Here is a 22366-nt window from a genome sequence, read left to right on the forward strand (position 1 = left end):
ACACCCCGCAACGGAAGGGCGAAGCCCTGCTGTGTTTTCTTACTGAGGCGGGGGCTCTGCCCCCGCGCCCCCGGCAGGGGGACTCCGTCCCCCTGCACCCCCTGGGATGTGCGGGGGCTCCGCCCGTCTCTCACGAGGAGTTAGGGGCTGCTCGAGGTTAGTGGCGGGCGCGTAGGCGGCGTAGCATTCGGGCGTCTTGGAAGCCGACTGTTTGGGCTGCGGACTCCACCGTTGCCCCTTGAGAGATCAGGTGCTCGGCTCGCTCTAGGCGTAGTTCTTGTTGGTAGCGCAGTGGTGTGTGGCCTGTCGCGGTCGTGAAGTGGCGCGTCAGGGTCCGTTCGCCTACTCCGGCGGCGGCTGCCAACTCGGCCAGGGGTAGGGAGTGCGTGTATCGCGCGTCGATCAGGTCCTGGGCGCGGTGGACGGCGTCGTTCATGTGGGCGCGGTGGCGCAGCATCGCGCTGGCTTGGGGCTCGTCGCCGTTGCGGCGGGTGTAGACGACCATGGTCCGTGCGACGCGGGCCGCCGCGCCGGGGCCGTGTCGGGTGGCGACCAGGTGGAGGGCCAGGTCTATGCCGCTCGCGATGCCTGCTGAGGTGATGATCCGGCCGTCTTCGACGTAGAGCACGTCGCGGGCGACCGAGGCGCGGGGATGGCGCTGCGCTAGCTCGTTCTGGAGAGCGTGGTGGGTCGTGCAGCGGCGGCCGTCGAGTAGGCCGACCTGGCCGAGTGCGAAGGCTCCGGCGCAGACTGATGCGACGGTGCCGCCTCCTGCGTGGTGCTCGGCGATGCGACGGGCGGTTGCCGCGCTGATCTTTGGGTGGCCTGCCGTGTGCCCCGGGGCGTCGTGGTGCCATCGCCAGCCGGGGACCACGAGCAGGTCTTCGGTTTTCAGGTCGGGCCACTCGATCGTTGTGTTCAGCGAGATTCCTTGGGCGGTCGTGACGTCTTCCTGCTCGGCCACGTAGCTCAGTCGGTAGTCCAGGCCCTTGTCGGCGGCGGTCGAGAACACCTGCGCCGGGCCTGCCAGATCGAGCAAGTGGATGTAGGGGACGAGCAGGAAGACGACTTGCGGCACGTGAGATCAGGCTCCTACGAGGTCGTCCACCGACGCGATGGTGGCGAAGCGCCCGGCCAGCGCGTATTCGGTGCGCGTGATGATTTCCTCGACCTGCAGCGTACGAGGGTCGGCCAGCACCTCGGCGTAGTCGCGGTCGGCGGGGGCGTCGCGGTGCGGGATCGGGAAGGTCGCGGTGGCGTCGGTGACGAAGGTGACGTCGTAGCCGTAGTCCCCGGCGAGCCGCGCCGTGGTCTCGCAGCACTGCTCGGTCTGGATACCGCAGATGACCAGTTCGCGGACGCCGTGCGCGGTGAGGATCTGCTGGAGGTTGGTCGTGGTGAAGGCGTTGCGGGAGGTCTTGCTGAGGACGGGCTCTCCTTCTCGCGTCTCCAGGCCGTCCAGGAGTCGGACGTATCCGGTCGCCGGGTCGAAGGGGGTTCCGGCTCCGGGGGCGGTGTGCAGAATCCAGATCACCAGGTCTTCCCGCTCCCGCGCGGCCGTGACGAGCCGAGTGGTCTTCTGGACGATGTCCGGGTTGGAGACGGCCTGCCAGCTGGGGCGCTGCCGGAAGGATTCCTGGAGGTCGATGACGAGAAGCGCTCGGGTCATGCTTCGATCATTGTGCCCGTAGCGGCAGCCTGACAGGCACCATCCAGCCTCTGACCGGAACGATCCGGTCAGCCATGGTGGCGACAGAGGTGGGGCGAACCCTTAGCGCTTGTTCAGGCTCGTGGGGTTCGATGTGGACGGTCCGTGCTCGTCGGTGCCGTGACCGACCATAGGCGTGACGACGCCGACGTGTTGGACGCCTGGGTTCGGGGCCACGGCCCCGAACCCAGGCCGGTGGTTCAGGCGGGGGAAGAGTACAGGCAGTAGGCATCGGCCCGGCCGACGATCACGTTGTTCCGGCGCTCCTTCACCTCGGCGGTCACCCAGTACTCCTGAAGGTGGTTGTCCTTGGTGTTGGTCTGGGAGAAGCCGGTGACGTCCAGGGTGCCGTCGGCGGCGGTGGCGGTCTCCACGGTCTTGAACAGGAAGGGGCCGGTGGACCACACCGGCTCGCCGGGGGCCGACTGGTGCCTGGACTTGAGCAGGTACTCCACCCGGTAGGTGGTGCTCGGGCGCATGGCGGTGGCCTGGCTGCGCGCGGCGAAGACGCCCGCCTGCTTGTCACAGGTCAGGGTCAACTGCGTGCGGGTGTCGTAGGTGCAGGTGCCCTCCCGCTGGGCGAGCACGGCGTTGTCGCTGGGGCGGCGGACGATGGCGCGCACGGTCTCGGTGTAGAAGCGGTAGCCGGCGGGCTGCCAGGTCTTGCTGTAACCGGCGGCGTCGATGAACGCGCCGGCGTCGCTGGTGACCGGGACGGTGGCCAGCACGCCGGTCGAGGAGATCACGTTGTGGGCGCCGGCGGTGTCGACGGTGCTGCCCTTCAGCGTGCTGAACTCGACCTTGTAGGCGTAGTTGGGCGCCATGTCGCCCGACAGCCGGGTGGAGATGGTCCCGGTGGCCGGGTCGCAGACGATCGACGCGGTCAGGGGCGCGGCCGCGTGAGCCGTGCCGACCGCCGGCAGCGACGCCGCCAGCAGGACGGCCGACAGGGTCAGGGTGCGTACTCGCACGGGATCTCCCTCGCTTGATCAACACGATCGAGGAAGATCATCGCTTCGCCGTGCGAGGTGCGCCATCCCTGTGGCCACTACCGGCAGGCCCGCCCCCGGAAGTTGGGGCGGGCCGGGGCGGGTCAGCGCTTGTAGCGTTTGCCGTGGACCATCGTGATCAGCTGCAGGACGCGGGCCATGTCCTTCTCCGTGCGGTCGAAGGAGGTCAGGTTCGGCGGGACCGTGAAGCGCTGGCGGGTGATCGCCTTTGGGCGGGCGAACTCGCGCAGGCCGTCGGCGCCGTGGATCCGGCCGAAGCCCGACTCGCCCACGCCGCCGAACGGCAGCGCCGCCACCTGCGCGAACGCCGCGAACGCGTTGATCGACGTCATGCCCGAGCGCATCTTGCGGGCCGCCTCCAGCGCGCGGGTCTTGTTGCCCGAGAAGATGCTCCCCGCCAGGCCGTAGTTCGTCTTGTTCGCCTTCTCGACGGCCTCGTCCAGGTCGCGCACGCGGTGCACGGTGATGGTCGGGCCGAAGGTCTCCTCGCTCACCGCCGACGACTCGTCCGGCACGTCGGTCAGCACGACCGGCTCCACGTACGGCTTGCGCACCGAGTCCGGGCCGCCGACCACGGCCTTGCCGCCCTTGTCCAGCGCGTCCTTGATGTGGCGCTCGATGATGTCCAGCTGGCCCGGCATCGTGATCGGGCCGTAGGCCGCCTCGCGGTCGAAGCCGGGGCGCAGGTCCTTCGCCTTCGCGGTCAGCTTCGCCAGGAACGCGTCGTAGACCTCGTCCACCACGTAGATCCGCTCGACGCCGATGCAGGTCTGGCCCGCGTTCGACATCGCGCCCCACAGCGCCGAGCCCGCGGCGGCGTCCAGGTCGGCGTCGGCGTCCACGATGCACGCGTCCTTGCCGCCGCACTCGGCCACGATCGGGGTCAGGTTCTCCGCGCAGGCCGCCATCACGCGCTTGGCCGTGCGGTAGGAGCCGGTGAAGGCCACCTTGTCCACCTTGGGGGAGGACGCCAGGGCCGCGCCCGTCTCGCCGAAGCCGGTGACGACCTGGAGCACGGGCTGCTCCGGGATCACCCCGGCGACCAGCTCGGCCACCAGCGTGCCGACGCCCGGGGTGAACTCCGACGGCTTGAACACCACCGCGTTGCCCGCCGCCAGCGCGTAGGCGATCGAGCCCATCGGGGTGAAGATCGGGTAGTTCCACGGGCCGATGACGCCGACCACGCCGAGCGCCTGGTACTCCAGCACGCACTTCTGGTTGATCGCCATCACGCCCGGGAACACCGAGCGCGGGCCGAGCGTCTTCTGCGCGTTGCGGGCCGCCCAGTCCAGGTGCGTGATCGCCATGATCGTCTCGATCTGGGCGTCCTGCAGGGTCTTGCCGGTCTCCTGGTGGATCAGCTCGGCCATGCGGTTGAGGTTGCGGGTCAGCGCGCCCTTGACGTTGAGCAGCCGGACCCGGCGCTCCTTCCAGCCCAGCGCGCGCCACCACTCCGCCGCCTCGCGCGCCCGGTCGATCGCCGCGCCGACCGCCGCGGCGTCGTGCACCGGGTGGTCGGCGACGGTCTCGCCGGTGGCGGGGTTGAGGGAGGCGAAGGTGGTGGGCTTCTCGGTGGCCACGGACATGAGGGAACCTCCGGGTGGGGCTCGGCCAGCTCAGTAAGTGGGCGCTTGCATTTGCTACCGCTTAGTAAAGCACTCTATGTCCGGCGAGTGACGGATGCGTTATGCGTCCGGAATCCAGCTCCCGTGGAAGCCCGCCGGGACGCGCCGGGGGAGCGCGATGGAGGCGGCCCGGGAGAGGTCGGCGGCGTTCAGGACCAGGAGTTCCGACGTCGTCCCGGCGCGGTCGGAGACGATGCTGAGCAGCCAGCCCTCGTCCTCGGCCGTGCGGTGCCCGGCGGGGACGAACACCGCCTCCCCGGCCGCCGTGCCCGCGCCCAGCTCCAGCGCCTGGGACGTGCCGGACGCCAGGTCGTACTTGACGATCGCGTCGTCGGCGACGGTGTAGAGGTAGCGGTGCCCGTGGCCGGTCCGGGTGTCGTCGTGCGTCGGGAACTCCACGCCCCGGTCGTCCAGCGCCTGCTCGGCGACCGTGCCCGACGACGGGTCCAGCGTCCAGCGGTGCAGGCGCGCGGTGCCGGACGCGGCGGCCCCGGCGGCGGGGTCGGCGCTGCCGCCGACGTCGCCCCAGATCGCGGCGAAGTCGGCCGGACGGTAGCGCGCGCCGTCCAGCACGATCCGGCCCGCCGCGTCCTCGTAGGCGTTGCCCACGTGGAAGACGTAGCAGGGGTCCACCTCGAACCAGCGGACCGGGCCGCCCGCGCGGGGCATGACGCCGACGCGCGCGCCGTAGCCGTCGTCCCAGCGGTAGGGCATTCCGCCGCCCGCCAGGGCCAGGTCGAACACCACCGGCAGGTCCAGCCAGACCACGTGGTTCTCGGTGATGGCGAAGTCGTGCATCATCGTCGGGCCGGGCACCTCGACCTCGCGGCTCTCCACCAGGCGGCCGTCGGCCGACAGCCGGTGGTAGGTCAGGTACGGCGGCGTGAACCCGTACCCGAAGAACAGCAGCTCGCCGGTGACCGGGTCCTCCTTGGGGTGGGCGGTCATCGCGCCGGTCAGGCGGCCGTCGAAGTCGCACGGCCCGACCGTGTCCAGGCCGGTCGTCATCTCGTAGGGGAAGCCGACCTCGACCAGCGCCAGGATCTTGCCCGCGTGCGGGACGACGTGCGTGTTGGCCTGCACGGCGGTGCGGTCGAAGGTGAGGTCGGGCCGCAGGAACGGCGCGCCGTCGGTGAACGCCCGGGTGCGCACCCAGCGGTTGCGGTACCACTCGGCGCGGCCCTCGCGCAGCCGCAGCCCGTGGATCATGCCGTGCCCGGTGAACCAGTGCGAGCTGGGCTTGCCGGGCAGCGGGTTGGGGCCGTTGCGGAAGTAGCGGCCGGTCAGCTCGGCCGGAAGCTCGCCGGTGACGGCCAGGTCCACCGCGTCGATCTCGTCGGGGACGGGGGCGAGGTGGCCTTCGAGCCAGGTGCGGGAGGTGTCGGACGTCGTCATGACCGGGCCTTTCGTGAGGGGGGAGGGGTTCAGCGCATCCGCTCGTACGCGGACTCGCTGATGCCGTGCTCGGCGAAGTGGCGCTTGCGGGCGGCGTCGGGGTAGCGGGCGGTGAACAGCGCGGGGAGGGCGAATCCGGCGATCTTGCAGGCGATCAGCAGGGTGGTGTTGTCGGGGGCCAGGTACTGCACGGCGGCCAGCACGGCGGCGGTGACGGTGAAGCCGGTCGCCCAGGCGAGGGTGAGGACGGTGTTGATGCGCTTGAACAGGTCGGTCGCCGCGATCTCGGCCGACACCTGGCGGCGCGCGATCCCCTCGGTGAACGGGCGGCGCGCCGCGAGCGTGCCCCACGCGGTGAGCGCCAGCCAGCCGATCGCCAGCGACGCGCCGTAGTCCAGCACGGCGGCGTCCGGCATGACCAGCGCGACCACGCTCAACGCCGCCATGTAGAAGGCGGTGGAGCACTCCAGGATCAGCGAGTCCCAGCGCTGCCCGGCCCGGCGGTGCCACACCAGCAGGGCCAGGGCGACGGCGAGGCCGACCGGCGCGGCGGCGCGCTCGTTGACGTCCCCCATGATCGCCAGGGAGATCCAGGGGAGGAAGGTGAGGGCGTAGTACTTCGGCATCGCCGGGGGCCTTTCGGGGGACGTTCCTGTTCTGACATGTCGAACGTAGACCTTCCTAAAGTGACATGTCAACTGTGACGTGTAGAGTTAGGAGTATGAGTCTTCGCCACGCCGTCCTCGGACTGCTCGCCGAACTGCCCCGGGCCAGCGGGTACGACCTGCTCAAGATGTTCGAGATCTCGCTCGACAACGTCTGGCCCGCCACCCAGAGCCAGCTCTACGGCGAACTCGGCAAGCTCGCCAAGGAGGGCATGATCGAGGTGGCCGCCGAGGGTGCGCGCGGCCGCAAGGAGTACGAGCTCACCGACGCCGGGCGCGCCGAGCTGCTGCACTGGTTGCTGGAGGTGCCGCCCAAGCCCGCCCGCCGCGACGACACCCTGCTGCGGGTCTTCTTCCTCGGCCAGGTGGGCCCCGAGGCCGCTCGCGACTTCCTGACCAAACAGGGCAAGGAGCTGGACCGGCGGCTTGCCGACCTGCTGGACCTGGAGGGCCGCATCAAGTGGGACGACGACAACCTCGCCGTCTACGGGCGGCTCGCCATGGAGTACGGCAAGCGCTTCATGGCCATGCGCCGCGACTGGTACGAATGGGCCGCCAAAGAGATCGAGGGCCACGAGCGCGACGGCTCGTGACCCTCGGCGGGACGGGACGGACTACCGGAAGTCGCCCGCGTGGTCGGCGGCCCACTCGGCGAACGTCAGCCCGGGGCGGCCGGTGATCCGCTCGACCTCGGGCGAGACCTGCTCGGGACGGTCCACCGCCTCGGCCCACAGGTTCAGCAGCGCCTCGGCGATCGGCGCGGGCGCGCCGCGCTCGACCATGCCCGCGACGACGTCGGCCGGGGCCTTCTCCTCGTAACGAACCTCGCGGCCGAGGACCTCGCCGATGACGCGGGCCTGGTCGGCGTGGGTGAGCGACTGCGGCCCGGTCAGCAGCGGGCGCGCGCCGACCAGGTCGTCGCCGGTCAGCGCGACGGCGGCGACGTCCGCGATGTCGCGCTCGTGGATCGGCGTCGAGTGGGCGCGGGCGTACGGGCCGCGCACGACGTCGCCCGCGCGGATCTGGTCGGCCCAGTCCTGCGCGTTGGAGGCGAAAGCGCCCGGCCGCAGGTGCGTCCACTCCAGGCCGGTCGCCTCGACGGCGCGCTCCAGCCCCAGGTGGTGGCCGGCGAGCGGGTTGTCGGGGTAGAACGCGGACGAGGACGACAACGTCACGATGCGTCGCACGCCGTCGGCCTTCGCGCGGGCGAGCAGCGCGTCCGAACCGCCCCAGACGACGGCCGGGTTCAGGAACAGCGCGGTGGCCCCGGTGAACGGCAGGTCGGCGATGTTGGCGACCTCGGCCTCGGCGGGCAGGTCGGCGATGGCGGGCGAGCGCGTCAGGGCGCGGACCTTGTGGCCGTCGCGCAGCAGCGCCTCGACCAGGGGGCGGCCGACGTTGCCGGTGGCGCCGGTGATGACGAACATGCGGATCTCCTCGGTTGGTGGACGGCCAGCATTCAACCAAACGGATGAAGATGTCAACCAAATAGATGGATGAACTTCTGCGCTAGGCTGCCGCCATGACCGCCGCACCGCGCCGCGCCCCCGCGCCGCAGGACCGCAAGCTGGACGCCGACCGCACCCGGCGGCGGCTGCTGGACGCCGCGCTGGAGGAGTTCTCCGCCAAGGGCCTGGCGGGCGCGCGGGTGCAGGACATCGCCGACCGCGCCGGGGTCAACAAGCAGCTCATCAGCTACCACTTCGGCGGCAAGCAGGGCCTCTACGAGGCGATCATGGCGCGCTGGCTGGCGGCGGAGGAGGAGTTCAACGACCCGGACGTGCCGCTGCACGATCTGATCATCCGCTACCTGGACAACTCGATGAACGACCCGCGCGGCACCCGCCTCGGCGCTTGGCGGGCCCTCACCGAGGAGCCGCCCGCGCCCGCCGACGCGCCGCACGAGGACCTGTCGGAGCTGGAGCGCCGCCAGGCCGCCGGGGAACTGGCCGACGACCTGGACCCGGCGGCGGTCATGCTGGTGATGATGGCGATGGTGTCAGCGCCGACGCTGATGCCCGACGCGGTGGTGGAGGTCTTCGGCCTGGACCCGAGGTCGGCCGAGTTCCGCGAACGCTACGCCGGGCAACTGCGCCGCATCGTCCGGCACCTGGCCGGGGGCTCCGGTCAGTCGCGGTAGAACTGGAACAGGGCGTGGCCGAGCCGCACCCAGAACTCGTTCAGCCCGAACACGTCGGCGATGCCATAGGTGAGGCCGAAGAACGCCTCGTTCAGCGGCTGGATGAACCACAGCGCGGCGATCAGCAGCAGGAAGACGTAGTTGCCGTACTGCCCGGCCTGCGCCACGAACGAGCGCGGCAGGTACGGCTCGATGATCCCGAAGCCGTCCAGCCCCGGGATCGGCAGCAGGTTCAGCAGCGCGGCGGTGACCTGGAGGAAGCCCAGGAACGCGATCGCCGCCCAGAACACCGCGTGCTCCTTGGTGGCGAAGTTCTTGAAGATCACGCCCAGCATCACCGCGAACAGCACGTTCGACAGCGGCCCGGCCGCCGAGATCAGGCTGTGCCGCAACCTGCCGCGGATCGCGCCCCGGTCGATCCACACCGCGCCGCCCGGCAGGCCGATCCCGCCCAGCAGCATGAACAACACCGGCAGCACGAAGCTCAGCACCGCGTCGGCGTACTTGACCGGGTTGAGCGTGAGGTAGCCCCGGGTGGCGATGCTGTGGTCGCCCGACCGGTAGGCCAGGTAGGCGTGCCCGAACTCGTGCACGCACAGCGACAACACCCAGCCGAGCACCACGAACGCGAACACCGCGATCCGCGCCGGCGTCTCCACGATCATCCCGTAGCGCCAGGTGATCAGGCCGCACAGCACGGTCGCGCCCACGATGGCGAGGAACACCGGGCTCGGCCGGACCGCCGAACGGCCCCGCTGGTGGTGTACCGAATCCATGCCCCGTCCCTACTCTCATGCTCGGCGGCGCGACGCGCCTGATCACGACGCTACCGCCTCCGCGGTAGGGCCCGCGTCAAGGGGCCGCGATCACCGGCACCACGTAGCCGCGCAGGAACGCGCGCAGCCCGTCGGCGTCCCGGTCGCGGTCCATCACGATCAGCGAGGTGATGATGCGGAACAGGAACTCCACCGCGCCCTCCGCCTCGATGTCGGCCCGCAGCAGCCCGCGCGCCTGCGCCAGGTCGAAGGCGGGCCGCACGTACTCGCAGCACAGCGCGAGCACGTGCTCGGCGGCCCCGGCGACCGCGGCCTGCATGTGCCCGGCCGCCTCGGGGACCAGGAACCGCGCGATCGTCGGATCGCCGCGCACGAACGCGACCGCGTCGACGCAGCCCTCGACGATCGCGTCCGGCACCGACGGCTGCGCGCGCAGCCGCTCGGCCAGCAGGTCCAGGAAGCGCCGCAGGTCGCGCAGCACCACCGCGAGGATCAGCTCCTCGCGGCCCCCGGTGACGCTGCGGTAGACCGTGGCCCGCGACAACCCGGCGGCGGCGGCGATGTCCTCGACCGTCGTCTTGGCCACGCCGAAGCGCGCGAAGCACTCCTGCGCCGCGTCGATGATCCGTTCGCGGGTGCCGTCGGCCGTCACGGGGGGCATGGGGACAGGGTACTGACCGCTAGAAGAGGGTGCCCTCGTGCTCGATGCCGCGCAGCGCGTCGTAGTCGAGGGTGACGCAGTCGATGCCGCGGTCGGCGGCCAGCACCCGGGCCTGCGGCTTGATCTCCTGGGCGGCGAACACGCCCCGGACCGGTGCCAGGTGCGGGTCGCGGTTCAGCAGCTCCAGGTAGCGGGTGAGCTGCTCGACGCCGTCGATCTCGCCGCGCCGCTTGATCTCCACCGCGACCGTGCCCTGCCGGCCGTCCCGGCACAGGATGTCCACCGGCCCGATCGCGGTCGGGAACTCGCGGCGGATCAGCGTCCAGCCGTCGCCGAGGGTGGTGATGTGCTCGGCCAGCAGCTCCTGGAGGTGAGCCTCGACGCCGTCCTTGATGAGGCCGGGGTCCACGCCCAGCTCGTGGCTGGAGTCGTGCAGGACCTCGTGGACGGTGAGGATCAGGCGCTCGCCGGACTTGGTGTGGGTGACGGTCCAGCGCGCGGTCGCGCCGTTCTCCTCGAACGGCTCCTCGCGCAGCGAGCAGGGCGGGTTCATCCAGTTCAGCGGCTTGAACGCGCGGTCGTCGGCATGGATGCTCACCGACCCGTCGGCCTTGATCAGCACCAGGCGCAGGGCCAGCGGGAGGTGGGCGGTGAGCTTGCCGGCGTAGTCCACGCTGCAGCGGGCGATAACGAGACGCACGAGGAAGCAGCTTAGTGAGCCGGGCGAGCGTTCGTGCCTAAGCCGCAGGACTCGGCTAAGGCGGAGGCTCAACCTTTTTCCTAAGGCCCCGGCCACCGCGCGAGTGCCTAACTGGCCTGGTGGAGCAAGGCCGAAGGCGAGCTCCACCAGGCCAGATCGCGAAGCGATGTGGCACTCGCCAAGCACTGGTCAGGGGGTGAGCCCCTAGGCGAACCCCCTGGGCCAGGGCTTTGGAAATAGGGATTGCTGCTGATGTGGGGGTGGGGGTCTTAGGACGAACCTTTAGGTGTCGGGCCAGGTGGTCCGCACCGAACGAGGAGGGGCCATGTTCCACAACGACATCGTGTACGCGGTGATGCAGGAGCGCGCCCGGGACATGCGCGAGGAGGGCCGGGCCCGGCGCGACGCCGCCCGGGTACGCCGCGCCCGCGCCTACTGGGCCGAGCAGACCGAGCGGCTGGCGTCGCGGCGCGTGCGGCGCGCCCGCGCCGAGCGGCGGCCCGCCACCGGCTGACCTTCCCTTGATCGCTCTTGGCCGGGGCTGAGCAGGGGAAGGTCACGGCGGGGCGGCTGTCAAGGGTGGAATTATCCGGGGGTCAAGATTAGCGTCACGGGTGGTGCCCATTCCCCGCCGGTGAAAGGAACCCCGATGTCCCTCGACGTCAGCCCTGACCTGCTGGACACCGCCCGACGCGGCGAGGTCGACGACGCCGCCTTCGTCGAATGCGTGCGCACGTCGCTGCCCTACGCCTGGGAGATGATCAGCGGACTGGTGGCGCGGTTGCAGGTGGACGGCGGCCCGTTCGCCGACAACCTGACCCCGCCGCCGGACGAGCAGGCCCGCGGCCAGCTGCTGCGGGTGCTGGCCAGCGACGCCATGCGCGGCGCGCTGGAGCGGCACTACGGCGTGAAGCTGGCCTTCCAGAACTGCCACCGCGTCGCGGTCTTCCCGACCGCCGACTCCGACGACTACCGCACGTTCGTGACCGCCCGCGAGCAGATCCTCAACCAGTCGCCGGAGCTGCGCGACTGCTGACCTGAGTGATCGTGGCCCGGCCCCGGAGACGGGGGCCGGGCCGCTTTCGCTATCCGGCGCGGTCGAGCGCGGCGCGGACGCGCGGCAGGACCTCCGCGCCCAGGGCCGCGATGTTCTCCAGCGTCGCCGCGTCCGAACCGGCCGCCTCCACCAGCAGGAGCAGGTGCCGGACGCCGGTGCGCTCGACCGTCCTGACCAGCGATTCCGCGCAGTCCTCGGGCGTGCCGATCGGGTGCAGGCCGCACAGGCGCCGCACGTACTCCACCGGGTCGCGGCGGGCGCGGGGGCGGTCGTCCACGGCGACGTAGCCGTCCAGGCCCGGCCCCAGCCAGCGCGGCATCTCGCGCAGCAGCAACTTCTCGGCCTCGGCGCGGGAGCTCGCCACCTGCGCCAGGTGGGTCGAGAGGTGCGGGGCCGGGACGCCGTGCCGGGCGATCGCGGCCTGCTTCTCGGCGTCGCCCACGTGCATCCCGAGCAACATCGGCAGGCCGTGCCCGGCGGCCAGCGCCTCGGTGGACGGGGACGTGCACGCCACCGCGACCGGAGGCGGCGTCGGCGTCCGGGGCACCACGGGCACCTCCCGGAACGCGAAGTGCTCGCCGTCCCAGGCCAGCCGGTCCGCGCGCAGCCAGGTCAGCAGCAGGTCGAGCGATTCGGCGAAGCCGCGCTCGTAGCGGTCCAGCCCGGTTCCGAACACCTCCAGGTCACGCCACGGGCCGCCGCGCCCGACGCCGAGCCGGAACCGGCCGCCCGACACCAGCGACAGCAGCGCCGCCTGCTCGGCCAGCGCCACCGGGTGCTGGTTGGACAACACGCTGACCGCCGTCCCGACGTGGACGCGGCTGGTCAGCCCGAGCAGGTGGCCCGCCAGCGTCACCGCCGACGGCACCACGCCGTAGGACATGAAGTGGTGCTCGGCCACCCACACGTCGTCGAACCCGGCCCGCTCGGCGGCCAGCGCCGCCCGCACCGTGCGGTCCAGGGCCGCCGCGTCGTCCTGGCCCGGGTAGCGGGCCGCCAGGAGGAAGATTCCGAAGCGCACCCCAGGGGCCTACCCCGGCTGGGCGCGGACCGAGCGCTCTGGGAGACTTCCGGGCATGAGCGGCGTTTCCTTCAACAAGGTCGGCGTGGTCGGGCTGGGCACCATGGGCGCGGGCATCGCCGAGGTGCTGGCCCGGGGCGAGCTGGCCGTGGTCGGCATCGAGATCAACCCCGAGGCGCTGGAGCGCGGGCGCGGGCACCTGGAGAGGTCCACGGGCCGGGCCGTCAAGCGCGGCAAGCTGACCGAGGAGGGGCAGCGGGCGATCCTGGACCGCATCGCGCTGACCACCGACTTCGGCGACCTCGGTGACTGCGACCTGGTCATCGAGGCGGTGCCCGAGCGGCTGGACCTCAAGCGGAAGGTGTTCGCCGAGCTGGACCGGGTGTGCCGCGCGGACGCGGTGCTGGCCACCAACACCTCGTCGTTGTCGGTCACCGACATCGCGGTGGCCACCGGGCGGCCCACCAAGATCGTCGGAGTGCACTTCTTCAACCCCGCGCCGGTGATGAGGCTGGTGGAGGTGATCGGCACGGTGCTGACCGAGCCGGACGCCGTGACGCGCGTCGCCGACCTGGTCGCCGGGCTCGGCAAGACGCCGGTCGTCATCGGCGACCGCGCCGGGTTCGTCGCCAACCGCCTGCTGTTCGGCTACCTGAACCAGGCCGCCGGGATGCTGGCGTCCGGGCACGCCACCCACGACGACATCGACACCGCCATGAAGGTCGGCGGCGGCCTACCGATGGGCCCGTTCACGCTGATGGACCTGATCGGCCTGGACACCTGCCTGGAGGTCCTGGAGGCGATCTACGCCGAGTCCCGCGACCGGCGGCACGCGCCGTCGCCGCTGCTGCGCGAGCTGGTCACCGCCGGGCTGCTGGGCCGCAAGTCCGGCCGCGGCTTCTACGACCACGGCGCCCCGGCGGCCGAGCCCACGGCGGGCGGCAACGGCACCGTGCAGCCGGTGGTGTGCGTGGTCGGCGACGGCCCGCGCCCGGCCCGCCTGGCCGACGTGCCCGACGTCGCGATCGGCGACGCCGACCTGGTGATCGTGCTGGGCCCCGGAGCGCCGCACGACGCGCCGCTGCCCCCGGCCGCCGCCGAGGCCAAGCCCGGCGCGGTGCTGGCCGTCACCGACTCCTCCGGGCGCGTGATCGGGCAGGCCGCGGGCCTCGACCGCGCCGCCGACGTGGTGGGCCTGCACTTCCCCGAGGCCGACGGCGAGCTGGTCGAGATCGTCTCCACCGTCGTCACGGGAGAGGGCGTCGCCGACAAGGCCGCCGCGCTGGTGTCCGCGCTCGGCCTGACGCCGGTGCACTGCCGCGACCGGGCGGGCGGCATCGTGGACGCGCTGCGCTTCCCCTACCTCAACGACGCCGCCGCCATGCTGGGCGCCGGGTACGCCGACGCCGACTCCATCGACGCCGCCATGAAGCTGGGCTGCGGCTACCCGACCGGCCCGATCGCCGACCTGGACCGGCTCGGCCTGGACCGCGCGGTGGAGGTGCTGGACGCCCTGTACGACGAGGCCCGCGAGCCCGCCCTCGCGCCCGCGCCGCTGCTGGAGGAGTACCGCACCGCGGGCCGCACGCTCCGCTGAGCCCCATATTCTGGACGCATGAGCCCGCGTAAGAACCGCCGCGCCGCCCGGGGACGCCCGCAGGGCGGCGCGGCGTCTTACCGCGACCAGGAGACCGAGGAGGGCCCGGACGGCGAGTGGAACGTCCGGCAGGTCGCCGGGGCCAACGCGACCAAGCCCTACCGCTGCCCCGGCTGCGACCAGGAGATCCCGCCCGGCGTCCCGCACGTCGTCGCCTGGCCCGCCGGCGGGTGGGGCGACGCCGACGACCGGCGGCACTGGCACAGCCCCTGCTGGCGGGCCCGGGGCCGGCGCGGGCCGCGCGAGCTGCGCGGCCGGAACGCGCCGCGCTACGGCTGACCTGCGGATCTTCCGAACTTCGGCGATGCCCCGGCCGTCTCACCGGGCATGAGGACCTCCGCACGCTCGCGCCGGGCCGTCGCCACCGTCGTGGCCCTGTCGGCCTTGTCCGCCTTGTCGGTCACCGTGGCCGTCGAGGGCACCGCCTCGGCGGGCACCGCCATCACCGCCCGCGCCCTGCGCTCGGCCCCGGGCAACGCCGTCAACCTGCGGGTCACGCCGCAGGTGCGGCGCGCGCTGGGCGACACCTACTTCGCCGCCGTCCGCCGCGACCACCCGCGCGAGACGCGCGACCGGGTCGTCGGCCCCGAACAGGTCTACTACGGGAAGATCGTCGGGACGAGTGCGGCGACCACCGTCTACTGGGCGGCGGGGGAGACCGGGTTCTCCGACGACCCGGTCAGCCGCCAGGACGGCCCGCACGTCTGGCGCAAGAAGGGCGCCGGCGCCTGGACCTACCTCGGCGACACCGGCGGCTGGCTCTGCGGTGTGGTGCCCGACAGGCTGCTGCGCGTCTGGGGACGGCTCGACGGCTGCGTCTGACGCCTCCCCGACCCCCCTAGGCTGGACAGGTCCGGTCAAAGGGAGGGAAGGGGCACGATGGGGGAGATCAGGTCGGGAACGGTCCTGCCCGCCGAGCGGGAGCCGATCACGCTGCACACCGCCGACGGGCTGGAACTGGTCGGCGAGCTGGCGCGGCCCGCCGGGCGACCGCCCGTCGCGACCCTCGTCTGCCTGCACCCGCTGCCCACCGCCGAAGGCATGATGGACAGCCACGTCCTGCGCAAGGCCGCCCACCGGCTGCCGGAGCTGGCCGACGTCGCCGTGCTGCGCTTCAACACCCGCGGCACCTCCTCCGGGCACGGCACGAGCCAGGGCGAGTTCGACGGCGGGGAGGGCGAGCGCCACGACGTGGCCGCCGCGCTGGAGTACGCCGAGTACCACGACCTGCCGAACGTGTGGCTGCTCGGCTGGTCGTTCGGGACCGAGCTGGCGCTGAAGTGGGGCCGCGATCCGCTGGTCAAGGGCCTGATCCTGCTGTCGCCGCCGCTGCACCGCGCGGGCGACGCCGACCTCGCCGCCTGGGCCGCCGACGGGCGGCCGGTGGCGGCGCTGGTGCCGGAGTTCGACGACTACCTGCGGCCCGCCGAGGCGCGCGAGCGGTTCAAGGCCGTCCCGCAGGCCGAGGTGGTCGCGGTGGACGGCGCCAAGCACCTGTGGGTCGGTGAGCCGTATGTCCGGATCGTGCTGGACGAGATCGTGCGGCGGGTCGCGCCCGGCACGTTCCCGCTGCCCACCGAATGGGACGAAACGGACAACTAAACCCGCGCGACCGATCACGGCCACCGGCCCCGCTGAACGGCGATCTGGGGTGACGATTGGCGGGCCGCCGTGTGCACGGTGGTCGTCGGGGACGAGAACGGGGAGGACTCCGCCACCATGACGGTGCAGCTCTACGCCAGGGATGTCGGTACCGGCACGCCGCTCGTTCTGCTGCACGCGTTCCCGCTGTCGTCGGCGATGTGGCTGGCCCAGCGCGAGGGGCTGGCCGCCCGCTTCCGGGTCGTCACCCCCGACCTGCGCGGGTTCGGCGGGTCCACGCTGGGCGGGGACGAGCCGTCGATCGACACCATGGCCGACGACGTCGCGCGGCTGTTCCGGCGGATCGGCGTGCCGCGCGCGGTGGTCGGCGGCCTGTCCATGGGCGGGTACGTGGCGATGGCGTTGTGCCGCCGCCACCCCGACCTGGTCCGGGGGCTGGTACTGGCCGACACGCGCGCCACCGCCGACAGCGACGAGGTCCGGGCCGTCCGGCTGCGGCAGGCCGAGCAGCTGGAGACCGAGGACTCGGTGCGCGTGCTGGTGGACGAGGTGCTGCCCAACCTCGTCGGGCCCACCACCTACCGGCAGCGCGCGCTGATCTACGGGCGGGTGCGCGGCCTGGTGCAGGCGACCCCGGCGCGGGCGGCCGCGTGGGCGCAGCGGGCGATGGCGGCGCGCGGCGACGCGTTCGAGACGTTGCGGGGGCTGAAGGTGCCCGCGCTGGTCATGGTCGGCGCGGAGGACACCCTGGCCACCGAGGAGGAGGCGCGCGCCATGGTGGACGCGCTGCCGAACGCCGAGCTGCTGGTGATCCCGCGCGCGGGGCACCTGTGCGCGGTGGAGCAGCCGGACCTGTTCAACCAGGCGGTGGCGGAGTTCGCCGCCGCGCTGGCCCGCACGCCGGGCTGAGCCCGCGCCGCCGCGCACGTTGGGCTGAGGCCGCGCCGCGAGCCGAGCCCGCGCCGCCGCGCTACATCGTCTCCTGGCGGGGGAGCACGACCTCCCGGATCAGCAACGAGATCGCGGCCGCGGTCGGGATGGCCAGCAGCGCGCCCACCACGCCCAGCAGCGTGCCGCCGATCAGCGCCGCCACGATCGTCACCGCGGGCGCCACGTCCACGGTGCGCTTCATGACCCGCGGGTAGACCAGGTAGTTCTCGATCTGCTGGTAGGCCACGTAGAAGATCACCGCGACGATGCCGGCGGTGGTGCTGGTCAGGAAGGCCACCAGGCACACGATCACCGCGCCGATGGTCGCGCCGACCAGCGGGATCAGGTCGGTCACCGCCACGATCAGCGCCAGCGCCAGCGCGTAGGGCACGTCCAGGATGACCAGGAAGATGTAGGAGGTCACGCCCGCGATGAAGGCGATGGTGAACTGCCCGGCGACGTAGCCGCCGATGCGCTGCAGGATCTCGTCGCCCAGCAGCGCGACGCGGGCCCGGCGGGTGCGCGGCGCGAGCTGGTAGAAGAACGTCTTGATCTGCGGCAGCGAGCTGAGGAAGTACAACGTCAGGATGAGGATCGTCAGCGTCTGGAAGGTGCCGCTGAGGGCCTGCTTGCCGACGTCCAGGGCGCGCTTGGCCATCGTCTCCTGGAACTTGGCGTCGCTGATCTTGTGCTGGAGCTGCTCCAGCAGGTGGTAGCGGCGGTCCCAGTCGGCGATGCGCTTGTTGTTCTGGAGCTTCTCGATGTAGGCCGGGGCGCTCTTGGTGAGGTCGGCGACCTGCTCGGCCAGCGGCGGGATCAGCGAGGCCACGAACCCGGCGAAGAACAGGATCACGCCGAGGAACACCACGCCGACCGCCCAGCCGCGCGACAGGCCGAAGCGCTTCAGCCGCTCCACCGCCGGGTTCAGGCCGACGGCGAGGAACAGCGCCACCACGATCATCACGATGACCGACTTGGCGCTGGTCGCGGCGCGCACCAGCAACCAGGCGGTGATGACGCCGAGGGCGGCGGTGAAGCCGAAGACGAACGGGTGGGCCTTGCCGAGCGGCAGGCCGGGGCGGCCGAAGGGGAAACGTTCCTCGACACCGGCCTCGATCTTGCGCTGCTCGATGTCGTGGGCGGGGTCGGGCGCGGGGTCGGGGTCGGTGGTGCGGGTGGCGACGGCGCGGGTGACGGGGAGGTGGCTGTCGTCGGGGGCGGCCTCGTCCTGGCCGTCGCCGCCGCCGTTGCGCTCGTCGTCGCCGGTGCCGCCGTTGCGGGGAGCGGGGGCGCGTCGGCCGATGCGGGGGCGGCCGGTGCGGTGCTTGCCGGTGCCGCGCTTGGCGGGGCCGGAGCCGCCGGTGTCGCTCTCGCCGCCGCCGGTGCTGGAACCGGCGTCGTGCTCGTCGCCGTTGTCGTCGCCTGCGTCGTCGTTGTCATCGCCGCCGCTGCGGGGCGGGTCGGACGGCGGGCTGGGGGGCGGGACGTGGCCGGGCGGGATCCCGCCGCCCGCTCCGGGCGCGCTCTCGCCGGGGGACGCCGACCGATCCTGCTGGGGGGTCTCGTCGGGCACGCCGATCTCCTCTGTCCGTTCGTCGCATCCACCGGGGCGCCGGGGGCCACCCGGTGAGATGACGGAAGCCTACGGCCTGTTCGACGTGTCCGTCGGGCGGCAGGCTCCCGTCATGCCCCGGGCGGAACGTCCCAATCGCAACGGTCTGTCCGTGCTGCTCCGGCGGCCACGTTCCGGCGGTGACGCCGAAGGGGACGTCCGGCCGCGATGGCCGGACGCCCCCTCCGGGACGGGTCCGTCAGAGCGACGGGCGGGCGGCTACTCCTGCCACCAGTCCTCGTCGTCCTCGTCCTTCTTCTGGCCCTTGGCGGGGCCGGGCTTGCCGCCCTGCGGCTTGGCCTGGGCCTGCTGGCCGCCGCCCTGCGGGGCCGGGGCGGGCTTGGGCTCGGCGGCGGGGATGGCGGGCTTGTCGACCGGGGCGGCCACCTCCTCCACGCCGCCCATCGCCGGGGCGACCCCGCCGATCAGCTGGCGCAGCTGGTTGAGGTGGCTGGTGATGCTGTCGCGCTGGCGGGTCAGCTCGTCCACCTGGCGCTGCGCGGCGGTGCGGACCCGGTCGGCCTCGGCCTTGGTCTCGGCGAGCAGCTGCTCGGCCTGCGACTTGGCCTCGGCGATGACCTGGTCGGAGTTCTTGCGCGCGTTGGACATCAGCTGCTTGGCGTGCGAGTCGGCCTCGCGGCGGGTCTGCTCGGCCTGCTGGGTCGCCTTGGCGGCCCGCTGCTCGGCGGAGGCGGCGCGCTGCTCGGCCTCGGCCACCAGCTTCTGGGTGGCGGCCTGCGCCGCCGAGTGCCGCTCGGCGTCCTGCCGGTCGGCCTCCTCGCGGCGGGCGGCGAGCTGGATCTCGAACTCGGCCTCGGCCTGGGCGCGCTGGGCCTCGGACTCCTCCAGGATGCGCTGGGCCTGCGCGCGCATCTCGTCGGCCTGCCGCTTGGCGGTGGTGAGGATCTCGTCGCGCTCGCGCTTGGTGGAGGCCCGGAGCTGGGCGACCTCGCGCTCGGTGGTGGTGCGCAGCTTGGCGATCTCGCGCTCGGCGGCGGCGCGCTTCTCGGCGACCTCGTGGTCGGCGGTGGCGCGCAGCTTGGCGACCTCGCGCTCGGTCGTGGAGGTGAGCTCGTCGGCCTCGCGGCGGGCGGAGGTGCGCACCTCCTCGGCCTCGCGCTCGGCCGCGCCCCGCATGTCGTCGCCCTCGCGCTGGGCGGTGGCGCGCAGCTCGGCGGCCTCGTTCTCGGCGGTGGCGCGCAGCTCGGCCGCGTCCACCTTGGCCGCGGCCTTGATCTCGTTGGCCTCGCTGCGCGCGGCCTGCACGAGCTCGGTGGCCTGCTCCTCGGCGAGGCGCAGCAGCTGCTCGATGCGCGCGCCCAGACCCGAGTAGGTCGGGCGCTCCTGCTCCTGGAGCTGGCGGTGGGCGTCCGACAGCTCGCGCTGCAGGGCCCCCGTCTGCTCGCGGGTCTGCCGGACCTCGGCGTCGAGCTGCTTGATGTGCTCATCGACCTGGTGCCGGTCGTAGCCGCGGAGCACCACGTCGAACTCGCGTGGGGGCGTGTCTTCGAAGAAGTTGCTGAGCTGGGCGTCGATGTCGGACTGCATGTGGCTCAATCCTGATGTGACGGGGCTACGGGTGGGGACCATCCCCGCGCTGGGGCGGGGAGCACGTTTGTACCGGGGACCGGTTGATCGCTGGCTGAACGGGCGCTGGGCCCCAGACCTCTTCCGGCGAAAGAAGCGTACTCCGGGAGCTGCCTTGTTGGGGGCTCATCTTGACGCGCTGCGCAGTTTGTCGTTTTTGTCGCGCCGGTGCGGCGGCGCAGGGAGGCCGGGGGGTCCGGTGCGAAAAAGCACCAGAAGTGTCCGAACGGTCACAGAGCGCCGGACGCCCCGGCCTCCCGCGAGGCCTGTGATATCGATCACGTCACGATCGTCCCACGCTGCGCCGGGACGCGCCCGCGGAACGATCAGATCCGCCTTCGTGGTCAGCTCTTCTGCACCAGTTCGGTGAGCACGCCGTGGCAGTCCTTCGGGTGCAGGAAGGTGATCCGCGAGCCCAGCGAGCCGGACCGCGGCGTGTCGTAGAGCACCCGCACGCCCCTGGCGGCTATGCCGTCGGCCTCGTCCTGGACGTCGCCGTCGGTGCCGAAGGCGATGTGGTGCACGCCCTCGCCGTTCTTGGCGAGCCACTTGGCGACGGTGGAGTCCTCGCGGATCGGGGTGAGGAGCTGGATGTAGGAGGCGGCCCCGTCCCCGGTCTCGTTGATCTTGAGCATGGCCTCCCGCACGCCCTGCTCCTCGTTCACCTCGAAGTGCACGTCGGTGAACCCGTAGGTCTCCCGGTAGAACTCGACGGTCGCCTCCAGGTCGTGGCAGGCGATGCCGATGTGGTCGATGCGGGTCAGCATGGACGGCCTCCTCCGGTGAACGGCGGGCGCGTCCACCGTGGGTATGGTGGCAAACGTCGCCGCCGAACCTTGATGGAGGCCCCCTCATGTCCGCAACCTCGGTGATCGTCGCCGGAGCGCGCACCCCCGTCGGCCGCCTGCTGGGCTCGCTGAAGGACTTCTCCGCCGCCGATCTCGGCGCGCACGCCATCAAGGCGGCGCTGGAGCGCGCCGGCGTCACCGGCGACCAGGTCCAGTACGTGATCCTGGGCCAGGTCCTGCAGGCCGGGGCGGGCCAGATCCCCGCCCGCCAGGCCGCGGTCAAGGCCGGCATCCCGATGACGGTGCCGTCCATCAACATCAACAAGGTCTGCCTGTCGGGCCTGGACGCGATCGCGCTGGCCGACCAGCTCATCCGCGCGGGCGAGTTCGACATCGTGGTGGCGGGCGGCATGGAGTCGATGACCCAGGCCCCGCACCTGCTGCCCAGGTCGCGCGGCGGCTACAAGTACGGCTCGGTCGAGGTGCTGGACCACATGGCCCACGACGCGCTGACCGACGCGTTCGACGGCGTCTCGATGGGCGAGTCCACCGAGCGGCACAACACCCGCCTCGGCATCAGCCGCGCCGAGCAGGACGAGTTCTCCGCCCGCTCGCACCAGCGCGCGGCCGAGGCCGTCAAGAACGGCGTGTTCGACGACGAGATCGCCCCGGTGGAGATCCCGCAGCGGCGCGGCGAGCCGGTCGTGTTCGCGGCCGACGAGGGCGTGCGCGGCGACACCACCGCCGAGTCGCTGGGGCGGCTGCGCCCGGCGTTCGCCAAGGACGGCACGATCACGGCGGGCTCGTCCTCGCAGATCTCCGACGGCGCGGCCGCCGTGGTCGTCATGTCGAAGGCCAAGGCGGAGGAGCTGGGCCTGACCTGGCTGGCCGAGATCGGCGCGCACGGCAACGTGGCGGGCCCGGACAACTCGCTCCAGTCCCAGCCGTCCAACGCGATCAAGCACGCGCTGGGCAAGGCGGGGCTGGGCGTGGCCGACCTGGACCTGATCGAGATCAACGAGGCGTTCGCGTCGGTCGGCATCCAGTCGATGAAGGACCTGGGCGTCGGCCCGGAGAAGGTGAACGTGAACGGCGGGGCGATCGCGCTGGGGCACCCGGTGGGGATGTCGGGCGCGCGGATCGTGCTGCACCTGGCCTACGAGCTGAAGCGCCGCGGCGGCGGCCTGGGCGCGGCGGGCCTGTGCGGCGGCGGCGGCCAGGGCGACGCGCTGCTGATCCGAGTGCCCTAAGCACAGGCGCTTTACCTGCACGCTGGCGTTGGGCCTGACCACACGCTGGCGTTGTGCACCACTACACGCTGCGCCGTTGGGCACCACTACACGCTGCGCCGTTGTGCACCACTACACGCTGCCGTTGGGCACCCCCGAGCCGCCAGGCGAGGGGGTGCCCAACGGCAGCGTCATGCTTTAAG

General features: G+C 72.2%; 24 protein-coding genes. 10 read left to right on the plus strand and 14 right to left on the minus strand.

The features are described 5' to 3' along the window. Window positions 1-157 precede the first annotated feature (157 nt). From AH6_RS22710 to AH6_RS22735, 6 genes are all read right to left on the minus strand, one after another. Entirely contained in the window at window positions 158-1078 is a 921-nt protein-coding gene (locus AH6_RS22710; protein WP_067483113.1) for a GlxA family transcriptional regulator, read from the minus strand. A gap of 6 nt (window positions 1079-1084) precedes the next feature. Then, entirely contained in the window at window positions 1085-1669 is a 585-nt protein-coding gene (locus tag AH6_RS22715; protein ID WP_067483115.1) for a cysteine hydrolase family protein, read from the minus strand. A 239-nt stretch (window positions 1670-1908) separates the two neighbouring features. Beyond that, window positions 1909-2679, minus strand: coding sequence for a hypothetical protein (locus AH6_RS22720; RefSeq protein ID WP_067483117.1), 771 nt, complete (start codon window positions 2677-2679; stop codon window positions 1909-1911). 122 nt (window positions 2680-2801) lie between these two features. After that, window positions 2802-4304 (minus strand): aldehyde dehydrogenase family protein, encoded by a 1503-nt coding sequence (locus AH6_RS22725; RefSeq protein WP_067483119.1) that lies wholly within the window; start codon window positions 4302-4304, stop codon window positions 2802-2804. 99 nt (window positions 4305-4403) lie between these two features. Continuing rightward, a complete protein-coding gene (locus AH6_RS22730) occupies window positions 4404-5738 on the minus strand; it encodes a carotenoid oxygenase family protein (protein WP_067483121.1) in 1335 nt (444 codons plus the stop codon). A gap of 29 nt (window positions 5739-5767) precedes the next feature. Further along, entirely contained in the window at window positions 5768-6364 is a 597-nt protein-coding gene (locus tag AH6_RS22735) for a hypothetical protein (RefSeq protein ID WP_067483123.1), read from the minus strand. A 95-nt stretch (window positions 6365-6459) separates the two neighbouring features. Between AH6_RS22735 and AH6_RS22740 the strand changes: the two genes are divergently transcribed. Then, a complete protein-coding gene (locus AH6_RS22740; RefSeq protein ID WP_067483125.1) occupies window positions 6460-6996 on the plus strand; it encodes a PadR family transcriptional regulator in 537 nt (178 codons plus the stop codon). Between the two features lie 21 nt (window positions 6997-7017). Here the strand turns inward: AH6_RS22740 and AH6_RS22745 are convergent, their stop codons facing one another. Beyond that, window positions 7018-7830 carry an NAD(P)H-binding protein gene (locus tag AH6_RS22745; RefSeq protein WP_067483126.1) on the minus strand — a complete coding sequence of 271 codons (813 nt, stop codon included), beginning with the start codon at window positions 7828-7830 and terminating at the stop codon, window positions 7018-7020. Between the two features lie 95 nt (window positions 7831-7925). Between AH6_RS22745 and AH6_RS22750 the strand changes: the two genes are divergently transcribed. Continuing rightward, window positions 7926-8543, plus strand: coding sequence for a TetR family transcriptional regulator (locus AH6_RS22750; RefSeq protein WP_067483129.1), 618 nt, complete (start codon window positions 7926-7928; stop codon window positions 8541-8543). On the opposite strand, the gene AH6_RS22755 is transcribed toward AH6_RS22750, so the two are convergent. From AH6_RS22755 to nucS, 3 genes are all read right to left on the minus strand, one after another. Continuing rightward, on the minus strand, window positions 8531-9319 hold the full coding sequence (locus AH6_RS22755) for a site-2 protease family protein (protein ID WP_067483131.1): 789 nt from the start codon (window positions 9317-9319) through the stop codon (window positions 8531-8533). The two genes, AH6_RS22750 and AH6_RS22755, sit on opposite strands and share 13 nt — an antisense overlap. Window positions 9320-9395: 76 nt before the next feature. Next, complete coding sequence (locus AH6_RS22760) at window positions 9396-9980, minus strand: TetR/AcrR family transcriptional regulator (RefSeq protein WP_067483133.1); 585 nt, start codon at window positions 9978-9980, stop codon at window positions 9396-9398. A 19-nt stretch (window positions 9981-9999) separates the two neighbouring features. After that, window positions 10000-10680 carry an endonuclease NucS gene (gene nucS, locus AH6_RS22765; protein ID WP_067483135.1) on the minus strand — a complete coding sequence of 227 codons (681 nt, stop codon included), beginning with the start codon at window positions 10678-10680 and terminating at the stop codon, window positions 10000-10002. 325 nt (window positions 10681-11005) lie between these two features. Between nucS and AH6_RS22770 the strand changes: the two genes are divergently transcribed. Continuing rightward, a complete protein-coding gene (locus AH6_RS22770) occupies window positions 11006-11194 on the plus strand; it encodes a hypothetical protein (protein ID WP_067483138.1) in 189 nt (62 codons plus the stop codon). Window positions 11195-11329: 135 nt separating this feature from the next. Next, the gene (locus tag AH6_RS22775) at window positions 11330-11716 is read left to right on the plus strand and encodes an SCO5389 family protein (protein WP_067483140.1); all 387 of its coding nucleotides are present in this window, start codon (window positions 11330-11332) and stop codon (window positions 11714-11716) included. A 49-nt stretch (window positions 11717-11765) separates the two neighbouring features. Here AH6_RS22775 and AH6_RS22780 read toward each other — a convergent pair whose 3' ends face one another. Next, entirely contained in the window at window positions 11766-12758 is a 993-nt protein-coding gene (locus tag AH6_RS22780) for an LLM class flavin-dependent oxidoreductase (protein ID WP_067483142.1), read from the minus strand. 55 nt (window positions 12759-12813) lie between these two features. Between AH6_RS22780 and AH6_RS22785 the strand changes: the two genes are divergently transcribed. From AH6_RS22785 to AH6_RS22805, 5 genes are all read left to right on the plus strand, one after another. Next, window positions 12814-14355 (plus strand): 3-hydroxyacyl-CoA dehydrogenase family protein, encoded by a 1542-nt coding sequence (locus AH6_RS22785; RefSeq protein WP_067483144.1) that lies wholly within the window; start codon window positions 12814-12816, stop codon window positions 14353-14355. An 18-nt stretch (window positions 14356-14373) separates the two neighbouring features. Continuing rightward, window positions 14374-14694, plus strand: coding sequence for an Rv1322 family protein (locus tag AH6_RS22790; protein WP_067483146.1), 321 nt, complete (start codon window positions 14374-14376; stop codon window positions 14692-14694). A 48-nt stretch (window positions 14695-14742) separates the two neighbouring features. Beyond that, complete coding sequence (locus AH6_RS22795) at window positions 14743-15237, plus strand: hypothetical protein (RefSeq protein WP_067483148.1); 495 nt, start codon at window positions 14743-14745, stop codon at window positions 15235-15237. 57 nt (window positions 15238-15294) lie between these two features. After that, on the plus strand, window positions 15295-16017 hold the full coding sequence (locus tag AH6_RS22800; RefSeq protein WP_067483150.1) for an alpha/beta hydrolase: 723 nt from the start codon (window positions 15295-15297) through the stop codon (window positions 16015-16017). Between the two features lie 69 nt (window positions 16018-16086). Next, complete coding sequence (locus tag AH6_RS22805) at window positions 16087-16926, plus strand: alpha/beta fold hydrolase (RefSeq protein ID WP_307190395.1); 840 nt, start codon at window positions 16087-16089, stop codon at window positions 16924-16926. A gap of 61 nt (window positions 16927-16987) precedes the next feature. On the opposite strand, the gene AH6_RS46730 is transcribed toward AH6_RS22805, so the two are convergent. The 3 genes from AH6_RS46730 to mce form a co-directional block, all read right to left on the minus strand. After that, entirely contained in the window at window positions 16988-18520 is a 1533-nt protein-coding gene (locus AH6_RS46730) for an AI-2E family transporter (protein WP_067483152.1), read from the minus strand. Window positions 18521-18778: 258 nt separating this feature from the next. Next, window positions 18779-20107, minus strand: a complete 1329-nt coding sequence (locus AH6_RS22815; protein WP_067483154.1) for a DivIVA domain-containing protein — start codon at window positions 20105-20107, stop codon at window positions 18779-18781. Between the two features lie 383 nt (window positions 20108-20490). Then, window positions 20491-20913, minus strand: a complete 423-nt coding sequence (gene mce / locus AH6_RS22820) for a methylmalonyl-CoA epimerase (RefSeq protein WP_067483156.1) — start codon at window positions 20911-20913, stop codon at window positions 20491-20493. Between the two features lie 86 nt (window positions 20914-20999). Between mce and AH6_RS22825 the strand changes: the two genes are divergently transcribed. Continuing rightward, window positions 21000-22184, plus strand: coding sequence for an acetyl-CoA C-acetyltransferase (locus AH6_RS22825; RefSeq protein ID WP_067483158.1), 1185 nt, complete (start codon window positions 21000-21002; stop codon window positions 22182-22184). The last annotated feature ends 182 nt before the right edge of the window (window positions 22185-22366 follow it).

The sequence above is a fragment of the Actinomadura hibisca NBRC 15177 genome, from assembly GCF_001552635.1.
GTDB classification, from domain to species: Bacteria; Actinomycetota; Actinomycetes; order Streptosporangiales; family Streptosporangiaceae; genus Spirillospora; species Spirillospora hibisca.

Excerpts from the sequence above, each read along its gene's own strand:
- AH6_RS22775 (WP_067483140.1), top strand. The coding sequence starts at position 11,330 with ATGTCCCTCGACGTCAGCCCTGACCTGCTGGACACCGCCCGACGCGGC.
- AH6_RS22800 (WP_067483150.1), top strand. The coding sequence starts at position 15,295 with ATGGGGGAGATCAGGTCGGGAACGGTCCTGCCCGCCGAGCGGGAGCCG.
- AH6_RS22815 (WP_067483154.1), bottom strand. The coding sequence starts at position 20,107 with ATGCAGTCCGACATCGACGCCCAGCTCAGCAACTTCTTCGAAGACACG.
- AH6_RS22795 (WP_067483148.1), top strand. The coding sequence starts at position 14,743 with ATGAGGACCTCCGCACGCTCGCGCCGGGCCGTCGCCACCGTCGTGGCC.
- AH6_RS22715 (WP_067483115.1), bottom strand. The coding sequence starts at position 1,669 with ATGACCCGAGCGCTTCTCGTCATCGACCTCCAGGAATCCTTCCGGCAG.
- AH6_RS22770 (WP_067483138.1), top strand. The coding sequence starts at position 11,006 with ATGTTCCACAACGACATCGTGTACGCGGTGATGCAGGAGCGCGCCCGG.
- AH6_RS22790 (WP_067483146.1), top strand. The coding sequence starts at position 14,374 with ATGAGCCCGCGTAAGAACCGCCGCGCCGCCCGGGGACGCCCGCAGGGC.
- AH6_RS22730 (WP_067483121.1), bottom strand. The coding sequence starts at position 5,738 with ATGACGACGTCCGACACCTCCCGCACCTGGCTCGAAGGCCACCTCGCC.
- AH6_RS22735 (WP_067483123.1), bottom strand. The coding sequence starts at position 6,364 with ATGCCGAAGTACTACGCCCTCACCTTCCTCCCCTGGATCTCCCTGGCG.
- AH6_RS22740 (WP_067483125.1), top strand. The coding sequence starts at position 6,460 with ATGAGTCTTCGCCACGCCGTCCTCGGACTGCTCGCCGAACTGCCCCGG.
- AH6_RS22760 (WP_067483133.1), bottom strand. The coding sequence starts at position 9,980 with ATGCCCCCCGTGACGGCCGACGGCACCCGCGAACGGATCATCGACGCG.
- AH6_RS22725 (WP_067483119.1), bottom strand. The coding sequence starts at position 4,304 with ATGTCCGTGGCCACCGAGAAGCCCACCACCTTCGCCTCCCTCAACCCC.
- AH6_RS22785 (WP_067483144.1), top strand. The coding sequence starts at position 12,814 with ATGAGCGGCGTTTCCTTCAACAAGGTCGGCGTGGTCGGGCTGGGCACC.
- mce (WP_067483156.1), bottom strand. The coding sequence starts at position 20,913 with ATGCTGACCCGCATCGACCACATCGGCATCGCCTGCCACGACCTGGAG.
- AH6_RS22755 (WP_067483131.1), bottom strand. The coding sequence starts at position 9,319 with ATGGATTCGGTACACCACCAGCGGGGCCGTTCGGCGGTCCGGCCGAGC.
- AH6_RS22750 (WP_067483129.1), top strand. The coding sequence starts at position 7,926 with ATGACCGCCGCACCGCGCCGCGCCCCCGCGCCGCAGGACCGCAAGCTG.
- AH6_RS22745 (WP_067483126.1), bottom strand. The coding sequence starts at position 7,830 with ATGTTCGTCATCACCGGCGCCACCGGCAACGTCGGCCGCCCCCTGGTC.
- AH6_RS22825 (WP_067483158.1), top strand. The coding sequence starts at position 21,000 with ATGTCCGCAACCTCGGTGATCGTCGCCGGAGCGCGCACCCCCGTCGGC.